The 15750-nt window shown below is 61.3% G+C and carries 15 protein-coding genes and 3 tRNA genes; 5 read left to right on the top strand and 13 right to left on the bottom strand.

Annotated features, from left to right (window positions below):
- Window positions 1-73: 73 nt before the first annotated feature.
- From A8V01_RS10270 to recJ, 4 genes are all read right to left on the bottom strand, one after another.
- Window positions 74-149 (bottom strand) — tRNA-Glu (locus tag A8V01_RS10270).
- A 40-nt stretch (window positions 150-189) separates the two neighbouring features.
- A tRNA-Glu gene (locus tag A8V01_RS10265) sits at window positions 190-265 on the bottom strand.
- 37 nt (window positions 266-302) lie between these two features.
- Window positions 303-378: transfer RNA gene (locus A8V01_RS10260), tRNA-Glu, on the bottom strand.
- Window positions 379-470: 92 nt separating this feature from the next.
- Window positions 471-2270, bottom strand: coding sequence for a single-stranded-DNA-specific exonuclease RecJ (recJ, locus tag A8V01_RS10255; protein ID WP_103095739.1), 1800 nt, complete (start codon window positions 2268-2270; stop codon window positions 471-473).
- 340 nt (window positions 2271-2610) lie between these two features.
- Between recJ and A8V01_RS10250 the strand changes: the two genes are divergently transcribed.
- Genes A8V01_RS10250 through A8V01_RS10240 form a run of 3 tightly spaced genes read left to right on the top strand, consistent with a single transcriptional unit; the run spans window position 2611 to window position 4477 of the window.
- Complete coding sequence (locus A8V01_RS10250) at window positions 2611-3039, top strand: flavodoxin family protein (protein ID WP_103095738.1); 429 nt, start codon at window positions 2611-2613, stop codon at window positions 3037-3039.
- Between the two features lie 5 nt (window positions 3040-3044).
- Entirely contained in the window at window positions 3045-3857 is an 813-nt protein-coding gene (locus A8V01_RS10245) for a hypothetical protein (RefSeq protein WP_245892411.1), read from the top strand.
- On the top strand, window positions 3854-4477 hold the full coding sequence (locus tag A8V01_RS10240; RefSeq protein WP_342747372.1) for an AHH domain-containing protein: 624 nt from the start codon (window positions 3854-3856) through the stop codon (window positions 4475-4477). Before A8V01_RS10245 ends, A8V01_RS10240 begins: the two co-directional genes overlap by 4 nt.
- On the opposite strand, the gene A8V01_RS10235 is transcribed toward A8V01_RS10240, so the two are convergent.
- Entirely contained in the window at window positions 4380-5330 is a 951-nt protein-coding gene (locus tag A8V01_RS10235; RefSeq protein ID WP_103095737.1) for an NAD(P)H-dependent flavin oxidoreductase, read from the bottom strand. The two genes, A8V01_RS10240 and A8V01_RS10235, sit on opposite strands and share 98 nt — an antisense overlap.
- Window positions 5331-5506: 176 nt before the next feature.
- Here A8V01_RS10235 and A8V01_RS10230 point away from each other — a divergent pair, with 176 nt between their 5' ends.
- Window positions 5507-6682, top strand: a complete 1176-nt coding sequence (locus tag A8V01_RS10230) for an FAS1-like dehydratase domain-containing protein (RefSeq protein WP_103095736.1) — start codon at window positions 5507-5509, stop codon at window positions 6680-6682.
- Window positions 6683-6758: 76 nt separating this feature from the next.
- Here the strand turns inward: A8V01_RS10230 and leuA are convergent, their stop codons facing one another.
- From leuA to A8V01_RS10215, 3 genes are all read right to left on the bottom strand, one after another.
- Window positions 6759-8426, bottom strand: coding sequence for a 2-isopropylmalate synthase (gene leuA / locus A8V01_RS10225; RefSeq protein WP_103095735.1), 1668 nt, complete (start codon window positions 8424-8426; stop codon window positions 6759-6761).
- Between the two features lie 247 nt (window positions 8427-8673).
- Window positions 8674-8985, bottom strand: coding sequence for an I78 family peptidase inhibitor (locus A8V01_RS10220; protein WP_103095734.1), 312 nt, complete (start codon window positions 8983-8985; stop codon window positions 8674-8676).
- Window positions 8986-9008: 23 nt separating this feature from the next.
- Window positions 9009-10499: a hypothetical protein gene (locus A8V01_RS10215; RefSeq protein ID WP_245892410.1), complete on the bottom strand. Its 1491-nt coding sequence runs from the start codon at window positions 10497-10499 to the stop codon at window positions 9009-9011.
- A gap of 148 nt (window positions 10500-10647) precedes the next feature.
- Between A8V01_RS10215 and A8V01_RS28565 the strand changes: the two genes are divergently transcribed.
- Entirely contained in the window at window positions 10648-10842 is a 195-nt protein-coding gene (locus A8V01_RS28565; protein WP_170065889.1) for a DUF6265 family protein, read from the top strand.
- Window positions 10843-10951: 109 nt separating this feature from the next.
- On the opposite strand, the gene A8V01_RS10205 is transcribed toward A8V01_RS28565, so the two are convergent.
- From A8V01_RS10205 to A8V01_RS10185, 5 genes are all read right to left on the bottom strand, one after another.
- Entirely contained in the window at window positions 10952-11209 is a 258-nt protein-coding gene (locus A8V01_RS10205; RefSeq protein ID WP_103095732.1) for an ATP synthase F1 subunit epsilon, read from the bottom strand.
- A gap of 1 nt (window position 11210) precedes the next feature.
- Window positions 11211-12668 carry a F0F1 ATP synthase subunit beta gene (gene atpD, locus A8V01_RS10200; protein WP_103095731.1) on the bottom strand — a complete coding sequence of 486 codons (1458 nt, stop codon included), beginning with the start codon at window positions 12666-12668 and terminating at the stop codon, window positions 11211-11213.
- A gap of 24 nt (window positions 12669-12692) precedes the next feature.
- Window positions 12693-13568 carry a F0F1 ATP synthase subunit gamma gene (locus tag A8V01_RS10195; protein ID WP_103095730.1) on the bottom strand — a complete coding sequence of 292 codons (876 nt, stop codon included), beginning with the start codon at window positions 13566-13568 and terminating at the stop codon, window positions 12693-12695.
- 67 nt (window positions 13569-13635) lie between these two features.
- Entirely contained in the window at window positions 13636-15165 is a 1530-nt protein-coding gene (gene atpA / locus A8V01_RS10190) for a F0F1 ATP synthase subunit alpha (RefSeq protein WP_103095729.1), read from the bottom strand.
- 13 nt (window positions 15166-15178) lie between these two features.
- On the bottom strand, window positions 15179-15733 hold the full coding sequence (locus A8V01_RS10185) for a F0F1 ATP synthase subunit delta (protein ID WP_103095728.1): 555 nt from the start codon (window positions 15731-15733) through the stop codon (window positions 15179-15181).
- Window positions 15734-15750 lie beyond the last annotated feature (17 nt).

Below are 15750 nucleotides of genomic sequence, written 5' to 3'. Positions count from 1 at the left end.
GCACGCTTCCTGTCGATAGGAAGTCGTAAATGCAGCGCGCGGGGAGCAGCCAGATGGTGCCGCTAGTAACCGATGGTGACCCCTACGGGAATCGAACCCGTGTTTCAGCCGTGAGAGGGCCGCGTCCTAGACCGCTAGACGAAGGGGCCATGTTGGCACCATCTTGCGATGGTTTATCGGTTGTCAAAATGGTGACCCCTACGGGAATCGAACCCGTGTTTCAGCCGTGAAAGGGCCGCGTCCTAGACCGCTAGACGAAGGGGCCATTAGGCCATTTTCAAACGCTTCCTGCGAAGCACCGATGGTGACCCCTACGGGAATCGAACCCGTGTTTCAGCCGTGAAAGGGCCGCGTCCTAGACCGCTAGACGAAGGGGCCAAACCGGGTTGCGCCGGAGGCAGGACCGGCCCTCTAGCGGTGGGTCCGAGGGTGGTCAACCCTTATCTCCAAACTTTTTTGAACCTTTCTTTTCAGTCGTAGAATGCAGCGTCATCAAGGTGTAGCTCGGCGGCAGGGCGGCTTCCCCAGTCGTCGATCTTGGCACGGCCTGCCAGCCACAGTTTACGACCCTGCGCGGCATGAAGCAAAGCCTGCCCCATGTCCGTTTCGGCAGCGCGAAACGCCATGGCCTTGAAACGGCCGCCGTCAGGGCCCGATACGATCAGACGTAGATGATCAGCGCCTACGACGTCAGCTTTGACGATGCGCACAGGGCCGACGGCCACGCGAGGGCCGGGCCAGCCCATGCCATATGGCCCTGCGCTTTCCAGCGTTTCCACGAGCGAGGGGACTAGCCCCCCCGGAGTAAGCGCAAGGTCCAGAAGCATGTGCCGATTTGCGCTCGCAGCGGAGATATCCGCGGCGAGCCGTTCATCAAGCCATTCAGATAGGGCTTCCAGCTTGTCGGGCGCGATCGTAAGACCGCAGGCCATGGCATGTCCGCCCCCGGCTTCAAGCAGGCCTGCTTCCCGCGCTGCAATGATCGCTGCGCCAAGGTCTACGCCGGGGATGGAGCGTCCGGAACCTTTGCCGTTTCCGGCATCGTCGGCGCCCAGCGCGATGACTAGCGCCGGCTTTCCGGTCTTTTCCTTGAGGCGTCCGGCAACGATTCCGATGACACCGGGGTGCCAACCTTCGCCCGCGCAGACGAGGACGGACCGGTTGTGCTGGCGTTCAATCTCCGCTTCCGCCATTTCCTGCACGGCCTGCTCGATGGCGCGGCGTTCATCATTCAGGCGTGAAAGCTGGGCGGCGATATCGCGCGCTTCCTCTGGATCGGTTGTCGTGAGAAGGCGGACGCCAAGCGTCGATTCCCCCACTCGACCTCCGGCGTTGATGCGGGGGCCCAGTGCGAAGCCAAGATCGCTGCAGGTAGGTGCGCGGCCAAGCCGGCTGGCGTCGATCAGAGCGGCCATGCCGATATTGTCGCGTCTGGCCATGACTTTGAGGCCCTGTGCTACCAGAGCGCGGTTGAGGCCATGCAGGGCGGCGACGTCCGCTACAGTTCCCAGCGCGACCAGATCGAGCAACGCGAATAGGTCAGGTTCGCGGCGGCTTTCGAAATAGCCGCGCTTGCGAAGTGTGCGCACTGTTGCCACGGCAAGCAGGAAAGCCACACCGACCGCCGCAAGGTGTCCATGTGAAGCTGCCAGATCGTCTTCATCAAGGCGATTGGGGTTTACCAGTGCAGAAGCGCGTGGAAGCGTGGGTGAGCACTTGTGATGGTCGACGACGATCACATCGACACCGGCTTGATGGGCCATATCGAGCGCTTCATGCGCCATGGCACCACAATCGACCGTTACGATCAGGCTGGACCCTTCTGCGGCGATGCGGACCAGAGCCTCGCCGGAAGGGCCATAGCCTTCGAGCAGGCGATCGGGGATATAGTAGCGGGCCTGATGACCCAGAGCGCGGAGCAACAGGATCAGAAGGGCGGCGCTGGTCGCTCCATCGACATCATAGTCGCCATAGATCGTCACAGTCTCGTCAGTCATCACGGCCTGAGCCAGCCGCTCCGCTGCCGCGTCCATGTCGCGGAACGCCGAAGGGTCGGGCAGGAACGCGCGTAGGCTGGGATTGCGGTGGCGCTCCAGATCCTCGCGGGGGACGCCGCGTGAGAGCAGGAGCTGCGTGACGATGTCATCTTCGAGACCGGCCGGGCCGCTGCCGACGCGGTCGGAGAGGTCCATGTTGCCGCCGCGCCAGCGCCAGGCTTTGCCTGACAGTGAACGGTCGATCCCGAAGACACAGGCGGATCGTGATTCCATGGCACTGCCGTTACCGCACGCATCGTCCGGCGGGAAGTGGCGCGCCGAACTTGGCTGCTCCATTTTTCAGATGGGAGAGGCGTCAGCCGTTCTGAGGGCGGGCATAGTATAAAATTTGAATTTACTTGCCGCGCGCCATATTGTTCATAAATATCGTCGTCAGGTGCGTTTCGATGGGTTTGCGGATCGTCATCAATCGGGCAGTTTCCGGTCAATTATGGGTGAGTAAAATCGGTATTATGCTCTGGGCCGAAATGGAGTCTGATGTGTGACGGTTGCAGGACATGCCGATCCTGTGATGGCCATTTTCTGGCACAGCCGAACCGGTGCAGCACAGTTGATGGCTGAAGCCATGCATGACGCAGCGGCTGGCAAGTCGCGTCTTATCGCCGCAACGGAGGCATCTCCCGAAGATTTTCTCGGTTCAGCCGGTTATGCCTTCGTCTGTCCCGAGAATCTTGGCTCCATGACGGGCATGATGAAAGAGATGTTCGACAGGTGCTATTACCCGGCGCTCGGCCGGATCGAGGGGCGACCCTATGTTACTGCGATTGCTGCCGGATCAGACGGTCACGGGGCCCTGGCCCAGATTGATCGCATTGTGACCGGATGGCGATTGAGGCGCGTGGCGGAACCGGTGATCGTCAATCTCGGGGCACAGTCTCCGGAGGCTATCCTTGCCGAGAAAAAGGTGCAGAAGGCCGGGCTGGATACTTGTCGGGATCTGGGGGCGGCTATGGCCGAAGGGCTGCGTTTGGGGATTTTCTGAGGGGGATGCGCGCGGTGCCCAATGGAATCGATGCTTCGTTGGAAATGATGCCTGTTCAGCCTGTGACACCAGGGAGTTCCCTGCCAAGCGGCCTATACCTGTTCTTCGCGCCCGGCGATCGGCCTGATACGGACGCAATCGCAAGCTTGATCGATGGTGTCGATAACACTCCCTTGTCCGCCCAGATCAGTCATCGTCCAGCGGGCGAAGCGGGGTGGTTGGAACTACTGGCCAGTGGCCTGACTTTCGATTTGATCGGTTTGCGCCCGGGGGAAGGGGGGCGGATGATGGATGCTGCCCAGAGCTTCGGCTTCACGGATGCGGCAATGCCCGAAGCATTTGAGGTGGTGGAACTGGTTCCGTCCGGCCACATTGTTTCAGGGGCAGGGTTGGTACCCATCTTGCGCACGATGATGAACCTGGCTGCAAACCTTGTGCTCGAATTGCCGGTTCTTGCAGTGGGTTGGGGGCCGGCTCAAACCCGCATGGAGCCTGCGTACTTCTGCCGCTCCGTGCTGAACTGGCTTGGAGGTGGTCCGTTTCCCGCCCTTGGGTTGACTGGCTTGGTTCGCGCGGAAGACGGCAGCGTTACGAGCCGTGGCCTCACTCATTTTATGGGTCAGGAAATCCAACTTCAGGGGCTCCGGGGAGAAAGCGCGGCCGACAGCGTCAAGATCGCGATGCGTGTTATTGACCAGCTTGTGCGCCGGGGCCGAATCGATGCACCGATGAAGATCGATGCAGGCGGACAAACCCTGCTTGCGGAACCGTCACAAATAGGCAGGCTGGTGCTCCTGTGGCGTGAGAATGACGGCTGAGCGTATTTCGGCGATACCTTGCGTTTCGCGCAGTCAACCGCAGGGATGCTCCAGGGTATGATCCCGGCCTGCAGCGCCACCACCTGCTACCGCGCCAATTGCTTGGAGATGTCGCATTCTCAAGAATGTTGAGAACGATCGGTGGTAACCGCCATCGTTTTGAAGACTTTCGCGAGAATGGGCTGCTGCTCCCTTGCGAAGAACTTTCAGCAATGCGTATGGGATTGCCGATGCACCGCGGGCCGCATCGGCTGTACAGTGAATTGGTGGCGGCACGTGTGGGGCAGATCGAGCGGACCTGGGCGGCTACGCAGTGCAAAGATCCGCAGGCTGCAGCCATTCAGGCGCATATGCGGCTTGATCTCTTGCAGCGAGCATTGCGGCGATATTTGCTGGATGGTCAGAGGCGCAGACTGAAGCTCAATCGTCGTGATCCGGTGGCTCTTTCACCGAATTTGATGAGCTTGATGCGATGGCTGATGCGCTGTGGGGTGCGACGGATATCGTCGCCGCGCCAACGCTTCACTCCAGCCCGGCCCGGCGGCGCAGTTCTGCCTTTGCAAACTGATACTGCGCCGCCAGCGCCTCAACGTGCTCGGCCACGCTGCCGACAGACTTGATCGCCCCGATGCCTTGCCCTGCTCCCCAGATGTCCTTCCAGGCCTTTGCTGCGGTATTCCCGCCTGAGCCGAAGTCCATCTGGGTCTTGTTGCCTTGGGGAAGGTTGTCCGGGTCCATGCCTGCCGCGACGATGGAAGGCCGAAGGTAATTGCCGTGCACGCCTGTGAAGAGATTGGAATTCACGATATCCGAAGCATGTCCGTCGACAATCGCCTGTTTGTAGTCGGTGGCGGCGTTGGCTTCCTTTGTCGCGATCCAGGGTGTGCCGATGTAAGCGAAGTCCGCGCCCATAGCTTGTGCTGCCAGAATAGACTGGCCTGTGGCGATTGCGCCGGACAATGCGACCGGTCCATCGAACCACTCGCGAATTTCCTGCATCAAGGCAAAGGGTGATTGTGGCCCGGCGTGCCCGCCTGCACCTGCGGCAACGGCGATCAGCCCATCAGCGCCTTTCTCGATGGCTTTGCGGGCGAACATGTTGTCGATCACGTCATGCAGCACCACGCCGCCCCAGCCATGAACAGCCGCGTTCACTTCCGGGTTCGCACCGAGCGATGTGATGACAAGGGGCGCCCTCCACTTTTCCAGCATCGCAAGGTCTTCGCCCAGCCGTGTGTTGGTGCGGTGGACGATCAGATTGACCGCGAAGGGTGCGCTGAACGCTTGCGTCTCCTCGGTGATCCGGTGGAGCCATTCATCCAGTTGGCTCACCGGCCGCGCGTTGAGTGCGGGAAAGCTGCCGACGATCCCGCTTCGTACTTGTGCAATCACCAGTTCCGGATTCGACACGATGAACATCGGAGCGGCGATGACAGGCAGGCGCAGCGACTGGAACAACGCGGGCGTGGGCATCTCATCTCCGTTTAATCGATCGATTAAATCAGTGCATAAAGCCTGCGGACGATACTGTCGAGAGTGCTTGGCCATACCGCCCCAGCGTTTCCACCGGTGCCGGGCGTGACCTGAGGGTGAGCCTGAAATAGACACCACTGTCTATTAACGGACTGCAGTGGAGAAGGAGCATCGCTATGGCTGAAAGCGCGGAAGCAACGTTCGATTGTTCGGACATCGACCAGTATCTTGGCACTGTCATCGATAGCTCGCCGATCCGTGAGCCGTTGGGAAACAACGATATACGTCGCTGGGTGCAGGCGATGCATTATCCCAATCTTGCCCACTACGATCCGGCGTTCGCTGCCGCCAGCCGTTGGGGAAAGCTGGTTGCGCCGCAAAGCTTCCCGATTGTGATGGACGATAGCCACGGCACGTCGTCTTCGTGCATGGGGGGAATTGCGGAGTCCCACTTGCTGTTTGGTGGCGATGAGTTCTGGCATTACGGTCCGCGCGTATTCGGTGGCGATACGATCACCAACGAACGCATCCCATATGACTATTCGGTCAAGGACACCGGATTTGGCCCCACCTGCTTCCAGCGGGGAGACAACTTCTACCGCAATCAGCATGGCGAATTGATCGCGAAGCAGCGTTCTACCGCGATCCGTTACCGTGCAGCGGCAGGCGGAGCGCGCGTGGACACTTCCGAGTTCGACGAGCCGGAGTGGACCGATGCAGAGATCGAAGCGCTGGAAGAGCGCAAGTTCGGCTGGATCCGGATGCTGCATGATCTGGGCCATGGTGAACGGTGGTGGGATGATGTCGCGATCGGAAACCAACTCCCGGAGCGCGTCTTTGGGCCGCATACGGTTGCCAGCTTTACCACCGAATGGCGTTCCTACCTGTTTACCGTGTGGGGGACGCTGGATCGGCGAACGATCGATCTTGAAGCGCTTGGCTTTACCAAGGAGATGGCGGGGCATGAAAACGACCCCGTTATGGAGCGTATCAACCCGGAACTGACGGATGGCGCCTACTACGGTCCATCGCGGGGGCATCTGTTCCCGAAGTATGCCCGTAAGATCGGCATGCCCCGTGCCTATGGCTACGGAGCATCGATGGGCGCTTGGGTTACGGACTATCTTGCGGGATGGGCAGGCGAATGGGGCATGGTGGTCCATTCGACCGCGAATTACCGCGGGCCTGCACTTGCCGGTGATGTGACTATCCAGACTGCCGAAGTGGTCGACAAGATGATCGATGGGGAAGGGCGCCATCTCGTGCAGGTGAAGCACTTGATGCAGAACCAGAAGGGCGTGAAGATGTGCATGGGCCTGGCAGAGATCGAACTGCCGAAAAAGCCCGGCTGATTTGGCAAGGACTTTGCACGGAAACAAAAAAGCCCGGCCGTGGAGGCCGGGCTTTTTATACTAACTGTCGACCGCGTCAGGCCGCGTTGGCGGCGCTCAAAACAGCGCGTACGCTGGCGGTGGCGACATCTTCGTCGATGCCTACGCCCCATACCGTGCGGCCATCAGGGAGCACGCATTCGACGTAAGCTGCGGCGCGCGCGTCGCTGCTCTTGCCCATGGAGTGCTCTGCATAGTCCTTGACATCAAGGCTGACGCCGAAGGTTTCGGCCAGCGTCGCGGTGACGGACGAGATCAGGCCGTTGCCCTTGCCTGACACCGACTGTTCCTTGCCTTCGACGCCGATCTTGCCGGCAAAAACGCGGGTGTTGTCGGGCCCCTTGGCTTCATCCCAGTCAATCAGTTGGAAGCGCTGCTCGCCGTTCAGGCGATAGGCCTTCTGGAATACGTCCCAGATATCACCGGCCTGCAGTTCGCGGCCGAGTTCGTCAGCCAGTTCCTGCACGTGCTTGGAGAAGTGCGCCTGCATCCGTTTGGGCAGCTTGAGGCCCTGATCCTGCTCGATCACCCAGGCAAAGCCGCCCTTGCCGGACTGCGAGTTGACGCGGATAACCGCTTCGTAACTGCGGCCCAGATCCGCCGGATCAATGGGCAGGTAGGGCACTGACCAGATCTGGTCATTGCGCTTCTCCTGCGCTGCGAAGCCTTTCTTGATCGCGTCCTGATGCGAGCCGGAAAACGCAGTGAAGACCAGTTCGCCACCGTAGGGATGGCGCTCTGCAACCTTGAGCTGGTTGCAGTATTCAACCGTCTGGATCACCTCGTCGATATCCGAGAAGTCCAGTTCCGGGTTCACGCCCTGCGTGTACATGTTCATCGCCACGGTGACGAGGCAGCAGTTGCCGGTACGCTCGCCGTTGCCGAACAGGCAGCCTTCGACACGGTCTGCACCAGCCATCAGGCCCAGTTCCGCAGCAGCAACGCCGGTGCCGCGATCGTTGTGCGTGTGCAGCGAGATCACCGCCGAATCCCGGTTTGGCAGGTTGCGGCAGAAGTATTCGATCTGGTCCGCATAGATGTTCGGCGTGGCAGCTTCCACCGTCGCGGGCAGGTTGAGGATGATGGGGTTCTCAGGCGTGGGCTTGAGAATTTCCATCACCGCTTCGCAGCATTCGATCGAAAAATCGAGTTCGGCGGTCGAGAAGGTTTCCGGCGAATATTCGAAGTGCCACTGGGTCTGCGGATACTTTGCGGCCTGATCGCGCATGATTTTTGCGCCGGTTTCAGCGATGGCGCGGATTTCGTGACGCTCCATTCCGAACACCACGTTGCGCCACAGCGGCGATACCGCGTTATAAAGGTGGACGATGCCTGCACGCGCGCCGGCGAGGCTTTCAAAGGTGCGTTCGATCAGATCCTGACGCGACTGGGTCAGCACCTGGACCAGTACGTCTTCGGGAATGCGATCTTGGTCGACGAGGCCCCGGATGAAGTCGAACTCGGTTGCGCCGGCGCTCGGGAAGCCGACCTCGATTTCCTTCAGGCCGACCTTCACCAGCAGGTCGAAGAATCTGCTCTTCTTTTCGGCGCCCATAGGATCGATCAGCGCCTGATTGCCGTCGCGCAGATCGGTTGAGAGCCAGCGCGGCGCCTTGGTGATGACTTGCGAGGGCCATTGGCGGTTCGGCAGGTCGATCTGCGGGAAGGGGCGATACTTGACCGAAGGGTCTTTCAGCATGGTCATGGGGTATTCTCGCTCGGTAATACGTCTGCAGGCAAAGTCGGAAAGGTCCCCTTGAGCGCCGAGCGCGCCGCAGGCCGACGCGTCACCTCACGCCCAAGGGCGGGTAAGTCGCAGGGTAAGGCCAAGCAGAAAGTTCATGGCGCTGCCTATGCGCATCTCAGGGGCCTGTGTAAAGAGACAAAGCGGCAGCACGGACGCAATTTCACGCCCGGCTGCCTGCAATCGCTTTTCGTATGTTGCGTCGATATCAAGAGCAGTGGAATCGTTTGATCGTACCGCTTCCATCGACGTCCACATTGAGGCGCTCTGCGCGATAATCCATTGTCACGGCCATGCCGGGACGGATGACGCGTATGGGGGCGTCGCCGCGCTTTGACTGTATCGCCGCGATCGTTGCATCAGTCGCCTGCTGACCGATGTAGCTGGCGAACTGGTCCGCGCCGCACGTGGGCGCGTTTTCTGCGACTGGCGCAGGTGCTTTTTCTGGCGATGCCTGGCCATTGCAGGCAGCAAGCATAAGGGCCAATGCGAGGGGAGCGATGAAGGTGTTGGGGGACATGGGTTCTCTCCTTAGCCGGCGCGTTAACGTAGCCAAGCTGAATGCAGGTGCAACATATGCTCTGCGCCGCAGCCACTGAACACTGTATGCACCTGTTCGCCGTTGTGGTCGTAGATGGTGAAGCGTTTATGTTTGCGGCAGGTTGCGACATAGCTGTTGACCATCGCCACTGTCGCCTCGTTGAGCGGCGATGAAGGAAGCGGAGTCTGCATCACTACGGTTTCGGGGCGGTGGGCAAGGATGCGACGCACTTCCTTCCGTTCGTCCAACCCTGTCCATTCGCGACCTTCATAGAGATGCGGGGAGAAGGCCAGCGGGCTGACGGGATCGGCGCCGATCTTCGCATAGAGGTAGTTCGGCGCGCCCCACACGAGGAGTCGCTTATGTGGCGTGGTTGCGGTGACATAGCTGACTAGCGCTGCTGCGGCAGGTCGGGCGCGCCAGCGGTCCCTGATATGGAGCGTGCCTGACAGGGCAAGGCTGAGGCCGATGACTGCGGCTATGCCCGGCCACACGGGACGGCGGTGCGCGAAGTATCCGGCGCACAGAATCGCCAGCGGCGCGAGCGCCGACTGTGCATAGTGGACATAGATGTTCGGGAACGAGAAGATCAATGCCAGAGCAACAACCGCCCAAAGCGTCACTAGCCATGTGACGCTACGCGGTGTCGATTGCCGCAGCAGAGCATGGATACCGATACCGGCGAAGGCCATCGGAATGCCCAGCATCCCGGCCATGGTGAAAATCCGCTGCACTCGGATGCCCGGGTCGGCATAGCCGCGCGCGAAGTTGGACGTGACCATCGCGTTCCACAATTCGGCAAAGTGGCCATTCGCCCAGTAAGATAGGCCGGTGACCAACATCGGCAGCGCGCCGGCCAGTGCCAGCAGTGCCCCGCGCCACGCTGTTCCGGGTATCGATTGGCCGCTTCGTGCGAGCAGGAGCAGTGCCGTGATCCCGAACAGAGCGCCTTCCAGCGCGACTGTCTGCTTGATAGCTATCGCCATCCCTGCGCACATGAACCCTGCGATCAGTCCGAAGTCGATCTGACCGCGTCGCAGAAGGTCGAAGCGGGAAACAAGAAGCCACGCTGCACCTATCACCAGCGTGTTGAAAAAGACGCCGGCCTCCAGATTATCCCCTTCGAAGCGGCTGAGCAGAGCGAGGTAGGACAGTCCCGCCAGCATTGCGCTGCCGGGTGTCGCAATCAGCCGGGCGATTCGGTTCACGCCATAGGCGCCCAGCGCTGCGGAGCCCGTCGCGGCCAGCTGATAGGTCAGCATCGTGGGGGATATGAGCGCAAGGGCCGCGAAGATGAGGTAGAGCAGCGGGCCCTTGCGGTCCCATATGTCGACGTAGAGCAGGTCACCTTTGGTCAGCCGTTCGCCGACGAGAGCGTAGAACTGGTCGTCGATGCCGAAATTCCATTCCCCCCAGGCCGGACAGCGGATCAGTGTGGCAAAAGCCAACAGGCAGATGAATTGCGCGATGCGGCTTTCTGTAACTTTAAACATGACGCATTTTTGACGTGCTCGGTAAGCCAGACATCGAAATTTCCCGCAAAATTGCCGGTCTTCATAGTCAAGAATATCTTACCATTTGGCGAATGGCCGGTGCCTGTACATCGCTGGGCGCGCGTGCGATGTTGGCGCTGCCATTCGCATGAGAAGAACGAGCATGACGGGCGTGCTGCCGCTTGCCGCCGCGGCAGTTTCCGCCGTGCTGGCGCTTCCGAACTGGATGGCGGGGTCGTGGGTGAGCGAAAACGCACAGGAATGGGGTGAGGAATGCTGGACGCCTGAACATGGCAGGACCATCCCTCGATGCTTCGCGCCGAAATCGCGGGTTGGACGGTAGCGAGCCGATGCAATGGACGTTGCGCAAGCTCACGCCATAGGCGGGTACGATACGAAAAAAGCGCCGCCGGTTTCCCGGCGACGCCCTTTCGATCCGTTTGTAGCGACGATCAGCCTTCGACGTGCTCGGCAAGCACTGTCAGGCCAGCGTCACCCACTTCAGCAAAGCCGCCGGTAATGCGGATTTCCTCAGGCGCGCCGTTCTCGGTCCGGTAGACCTTCAGCGCGCCGTCGGCGATCGTCGACATGAAGGGCGCATGGCCCGCCAGCACGCCGAACTCGCCTTCGGTGCCGGGGACGACCACCATGTGGACGTCCTCGGAACGGACCAGCTTCGCAGGCGTGACGAGTTCGAAGTGCAGGGGCATCTCAGGCGTCCGCCGCCAGCTTCTTGGCCTTCTCGACCGCTTCGTCGATGCCGCCGACCATGTAGAATGCAGCTTCCGGCAGGTGGTCGTACTCACCGTCGACGACGGCCTTGAACGACTTCACGGTGTCTTCCAGCTGAACAAATTTGCCCGAGATGCCGGTGAAGACTTCCGCAACGTGGAACGGCTGCGAGAGGAACTTCTGGATCTTGCGGGCGCGGGCGACCGTGACCTTGTCCTCTTCCGACAGTTCATCCATGCCGAGAATGGCGATGATGTCCTGAAGCGACTTGTACTTCTGCAGGGTTTCCTGAACGCGGCGCGCGGTCTCGTAGTGCTCTGCACCGACGATGCGGGGTTCAAGCACGCGCGAGGTCGAGTCGAGCGGGTCGACGGCCGGGTAGATGCCCAGTTCCGAGATCGCGCGGTTCAGCGTGGTCGTCGCGTCAAGGTGTGCGAACGATGCTGCCGGTGCCGGGTCGGTAAGGTCGTCCGCGGGAACGTAGATTGCCTGGACCGAGGTGATCGAGCCCTTGGTGGTCGAGGTGATGCGTTCCTGCAGCGCGCCCATGTCGGTCGACAGGGTCGGCTGGTAGCCCACGGCCGAAGGAATACGACCAAGGAGAGCCGACACTTCTGCACCAGCCTGCGTGAAGCGGAAGATATTGTCGACGAAGAACAGGACGTCCTGGCCTTCCTGGTCGCGGAAGTATTCAGCCATGGTCAGACCCGACAGGGCGACGCGTGCGCGGGCGCCCGGCGGCTCGTTCATCTGGCCGAACACGAGGGCGACCTTCGAACCGTCCGAGGTGGCGTTGCCTTCGGCGTCCTTGGCGATAACGCCGGCGTCGAGGAACTCGTGGTAGAGGTCGTTACCTTCGCGGGTACGTTCACCGACGCCCGCGAAGACCGAGACGCCACCGTGGCCCTTGGCGATGTTGTTGATCAGTTCCTGAATGAGAACCGTCTTGCCGACGCCTGCGCCGCCGAACAGACCGATCTTGCCGCCCTTTGCGTAAGGAGCGAGAAGGTCGATCACCTTGATGCCGGTGACGAGGATCGATGCCTCGGTCGACTGGTCGATGAAGGCCGGAGCTTCAGCGTGGATCGGCGAGAACATGTCCGAACCAATCGGGCCACGTTCGTCGATCGGGTCGCCGACGACGTTCATGATGCGGCCGAGCGTCTTGGGGCCGACCGGCACCGAGATCTGCTTGCCGGTGTTGGCAACGGCCTGGCCGCGGGTAAGACCGTCGGTACCGTCCATCGCGATGGTGCGCACGGTGTTTTCGCCGAGGTGCTGGGCGACTTCGAGAACCAGCTTTTGGCCGTTGTTCTCGGTCTCCAGCGCGGAGAGGATGGCGGGCAGTTCGCCTTCGAAGGTCACGTCGACGACAGCGCCGATGACCTGGCTGATCTTGCCGGTAGTGGTGAGGTTGAGCACGGGTGCAGTGGCCATTTCGGTTTCCTTGCCTGCGATGACTTAGAGCGCTTCCGCGCCCGCGATGATTTCGACGAGTTCGGTGGTGATCGCAGCCTGGCGGGTGCGGTTGTAGACGATCGTCAGCTTCTTGATGAGGTCGCCCGCGTTGCGCGTGGCGTTGTCCATCGCCGTCATCGACGCACCCTGTTCGGATGCGGCGTTCTCCAGCAGCGCGCCGAAGAGCTGGGTCTTCAGATAGCGCGGCAGCAGGGCGGCGAGGATTTCTTCCTCATCGGGCTCATATTCGGTGACGGCATCGGCGGTCTGCACAGCAGCCTTGGGTGCCGGAACCGGGATGATCTGCTGGTCGGTCGGTTCCTGCAGCAGTGCCGAGCGGAACTTCGAGTAGAACAGGTGCGCCACGTCGAACTTGCCCGCCTCGTACATCGCGACGAGTTCGTCAGCGACGCGCTCGGCTTCGTCGTAACCGGGGTTACGCACGTCCGAAGTATCGAACATATGGGCAATCTGCGTAGGGTGTTCACGGCGGATCACCGCGCGGCCCTTGCGGCCCACGAGGTAGAACAGAACGGTCTTGCCCTGCGCTTCCAGTTCGCGCGCCTTGGCGAGAGCTGCCTTGACGATGTTCGAGTTGAACGCGCCGCACAGACCCTTATCCGAGTTCGCGACGACCAGCAGGTGCACTTTGTCGCTACCGGTGCCGGCCAGCAGCTTGGGGCTGTTCTCGGAGACGGTGATCTTCGAGGCGAGCGAGCCCATCACTTCCGCCAGACGGCTGGCATAGGGACGCGCGTCTTCGGCGGCGGCCTGCGCCTTGCGCAGCTTGGCCGCTGCGACCATCTGCTTGGCCTTGGTGATCTTCTGGGTCGATTTGACCGAGTTGATGCGGCCCTTGAGTTCCTTGAGCGAAGCCACTCGTTTCCTCCGTTAACCGCCCGGCTCGTCCAGATGGACAGGCTCGGGCGGTGGGATCACATCAAACTTAAGCGAACTGCTTGGCGAAGGCGTCGAGCGCGGCCTTGGTCTTGCTCTTGGCTTCGTCACCGAAGTCCTTTGTCGTGCGGATCAGATCCAGCACGTCCTGGTGCTCCGAGTGCATGTAGCTGAGCATTTCCGCTTCGTACTCGGTAACCTTCGAAACAGGCAGGCCGTCGAGGTAGCCGTTGGTGCCGGCGAAGATCGACACGGTCTGCTCTTCGAAGGCGAGCGGCGAGAACTGCTTCTGCTTGAGCAGTTCGGTCAGGCGCGCGCCGCGGTTGAGCAGCTTCTGGGTCGAAGCGTCGAGGTCCGAACCGAACTGGGCGAATGCCGCCATTTCGCGGTACTGCGCCAGCTCCAGCTTGATCGAGCCTGCAACCTTCTTCATCGCCTTGGTCTGGGCCGAACCGCCGACGCGCGACACCGACAGACCCACGTTGATGGCCGGGCGGATGCCCTGATAGAACAGACCGGTTTCAAGGAAGATCTGGCCGTCGGTGATCGAGATCACGTTGGTCGGAATGTAGGCCGAAACGTCGCCGGCCTGCGTCTCGATGACGGGGAGGGCGGTCAGCGAGCCGTTGCCGTTCTCGTCGTTCAGCTTCGCAGCGCGCTCAAGCAGGCGGCTGTGGAGGTAGAACACGTCACCGGGGTAAGCTTCGCGGCCCGGCGGACGGCGCAGCAGCAGCGACATCTGACGGTAGGCGACGGCCTGCTTGGAAAGGTCGTCGTACACGATCACGGCATGCATGCCGTTGTCGCGGAAGAATTCGCCCATCGCGGCGCCGGTGTAGGGCGCGAGGTACTGCAGCGGAGCGGGCTCCGAAGCGGTGGCGGCGATGACGATGGAGTATTCCATCGCGCCGTTTTCTTCGAGCTGACGCACGATCTGCGCAACGGTCGAGCGCTTCTGGCCGACCGCGACGTAGATGCAGTAAAGCTTCTTGCCCTCGTCGGTGCCCTGGTTCGCTTCCTTCTGGTTGATGAAGGTGTCGATGGCAACGGCGGTCTTGCCGGTCTGGCGGTCACCGATGATCAGTTCGCGCTGGCCACGGCCGACGGGAACAAGAGCATCGATCGCCTTCAGGCCGGTCTGCACGGGTTCGTGCACCGACTTGCGCGGGATGATGCCCGGAGCCTTCGATTCGACGCGCGCGCGCTTTTCGGCGAGGATCGGGCCCTTGCCGTCGATCGGGTTGCCGAGGGCATCGACCACGCGGCCGAGCAGACCCTTGCCGACGGGAACGTCCACGATCGTGCCGGTGCGCTTGACGCTGTCGCCTTCCTTGATTTCGGCATCCGAGCCGAAGATCACGACGCCGACGTTGTCGGCTTCGAGGTTGAGGGCCATGCCCTGCACGCCGTTCGAGAATTCGACCATCTCGCCGGCCTGGCAGTTGTCGAGGCCGTGGATACGGGCGATGCCGTCACCGACCGACAGAACCGAGCCGACCTCGGAAACCTGCGCTTCGGTGCCGAAGCTGGCGATCTGGTCCTTGATGACCTTCGAGATTTCTGCTGCGCGGATATCCATTGTTCTGCCTTTCTTAGCCCTTCATGGCCTGGGCGAGCGAATTGAGACGGGTGCGGATCGAGCTGTCGATGCGCTTGGAGCCGATGGTGACGACAAGGCCACCGAGCAGTTCCGGATCGACGCTGGTCTTGATCTTGACCTTGCGACCTTCACGCACTTCCAGCTTCTGACGAAGCTGTTCGACCTGATCGTCGGTGAGGGCGTGAGCGGATGCGACTTCGGCGGTCGCTTCGCCGCGCTGGGCGGCGGCGATCGACGCGAAGGCGCGGATGATCTCGGGAAGAGCCGACAGGCGGCGATTGCCGGCCAGCACACCGAGGAAGTTCTTGGTGAGAGCCGAGGTGCCGAGTACGCCCGCAACGGCTTCGATGGCCTTGGCAGCGGCTTCGCGGCTGATCTGCGGATTGCGAATCAGCGCGGCAAGCTCGTCGCTTTCGCGCAGGGCCTGGCCGAGGTTGTCGAGGTCGCTCTCAACGGCAGAAACGACGCCGTTTTCGCTGGCGAGATCGAACAACGCCGAAGCGTAGCGTCCCTGCAAGCTGGCCTTGATGCCTCCGGAATTCTCCACGCCTGTCCTATCCTTAC

The organism is Novosphingobium guangzhouense, assembly GCF_002896965.1.
GTDB lineage: Bacteria > Pseudomonadota > Alphaproteobacteria > Sphingomonadales > Sphingomonadaceae > Novosphingobium > Novosphingobium guangzhouense.
This window is presented reverse-complemented; position numbering and strand designations above follow the sequence as displayed.

Bases quoted from the DNA above. Each gene is read 5' to 3' on its own strand.
- A8V01_RS10250 (WP_103095738.1), top strand. From the start codon at position 2,611: ATGGCTGAAGCCATGCATGACGCAGCGGCTGGCAAGTCGCGTCTTATC.
- A8V01_RS10245 (WP_245892411.1), top strand. From the start codon at position 3,045: ATGCGCGCGGTGCCCAATGGAATCGATGCTTCGTTGGAAATGATGCCT.
- A8V01_RS10235 (WP_103095737.1), bottom strand. From the start codon at position 5,330: ATGCCCACGCCCGCGTTGTTCCAGTCGCTGCGCCTGCCTGTCATCGCC.
- leuA (WP_103095735.1), bottom strand. From the start codon at position 8,426: ATGACCATGCTGAAAGACCCTTCGGTCAAGTATCGCCCCTTCCCGCAG.
- A8V01_RS10205 (WP_103095732.1), bottom strand. From the start codon at position 11,209: ATGCCCCTGCACTTCGAACTCGTCACGCCTGCGAAGCTGGTCCGTTCC.
- A8V01_RS10220 (WP_103095734.1), bottom strand. From the start codon at position 8,985: ATGTCCCCCAACACCTTCATCGCTCCCCTCGCATTGGCCCTTATGCTT.
- atpA (WP_103095729.1), bottom strand. From the start codon at position 15,165: ATGGATATCCGCGCAGCAGAAATCTCGAAGGTCATCAAGGACCAGATC.
- A8V01_RS10215 (WP_245892410.1), bottom strand. From the start codon at position 10,499: ATGTTTAAAGTTACAGAAAGCCGCATCGCGCAATTCATCTGCCTGTTG.
- A8V01_RS28565 (WP_170065889.1), top strand. From the start codon at position 10,648: ATGAGAAGAACGAGCATGACGGGCGTGCTGCCGCTTGCCGCCGCGGCA.
- atpD (WP_103095731.1), bottom strand. From the start codon at position 12,668: ATGGCCACTGCACCCGTGCTCAACCTCACCACTACCGGCAAGATCAGC.
- recJ (WP_103095739.1), bottom strand. From the start codon at position 2,270: ATGGAATCACGATCCGCCTGTGTCTTCGGGATCGACCGTTCACTGTCA.
- A8V01_RS10230 (WP_103095736.1), top strand. From the start codon at position 5,507: ATGGCTGAAAGCGCGGAAGCAACGTTCGATTGTTCGGACATCGACCAG.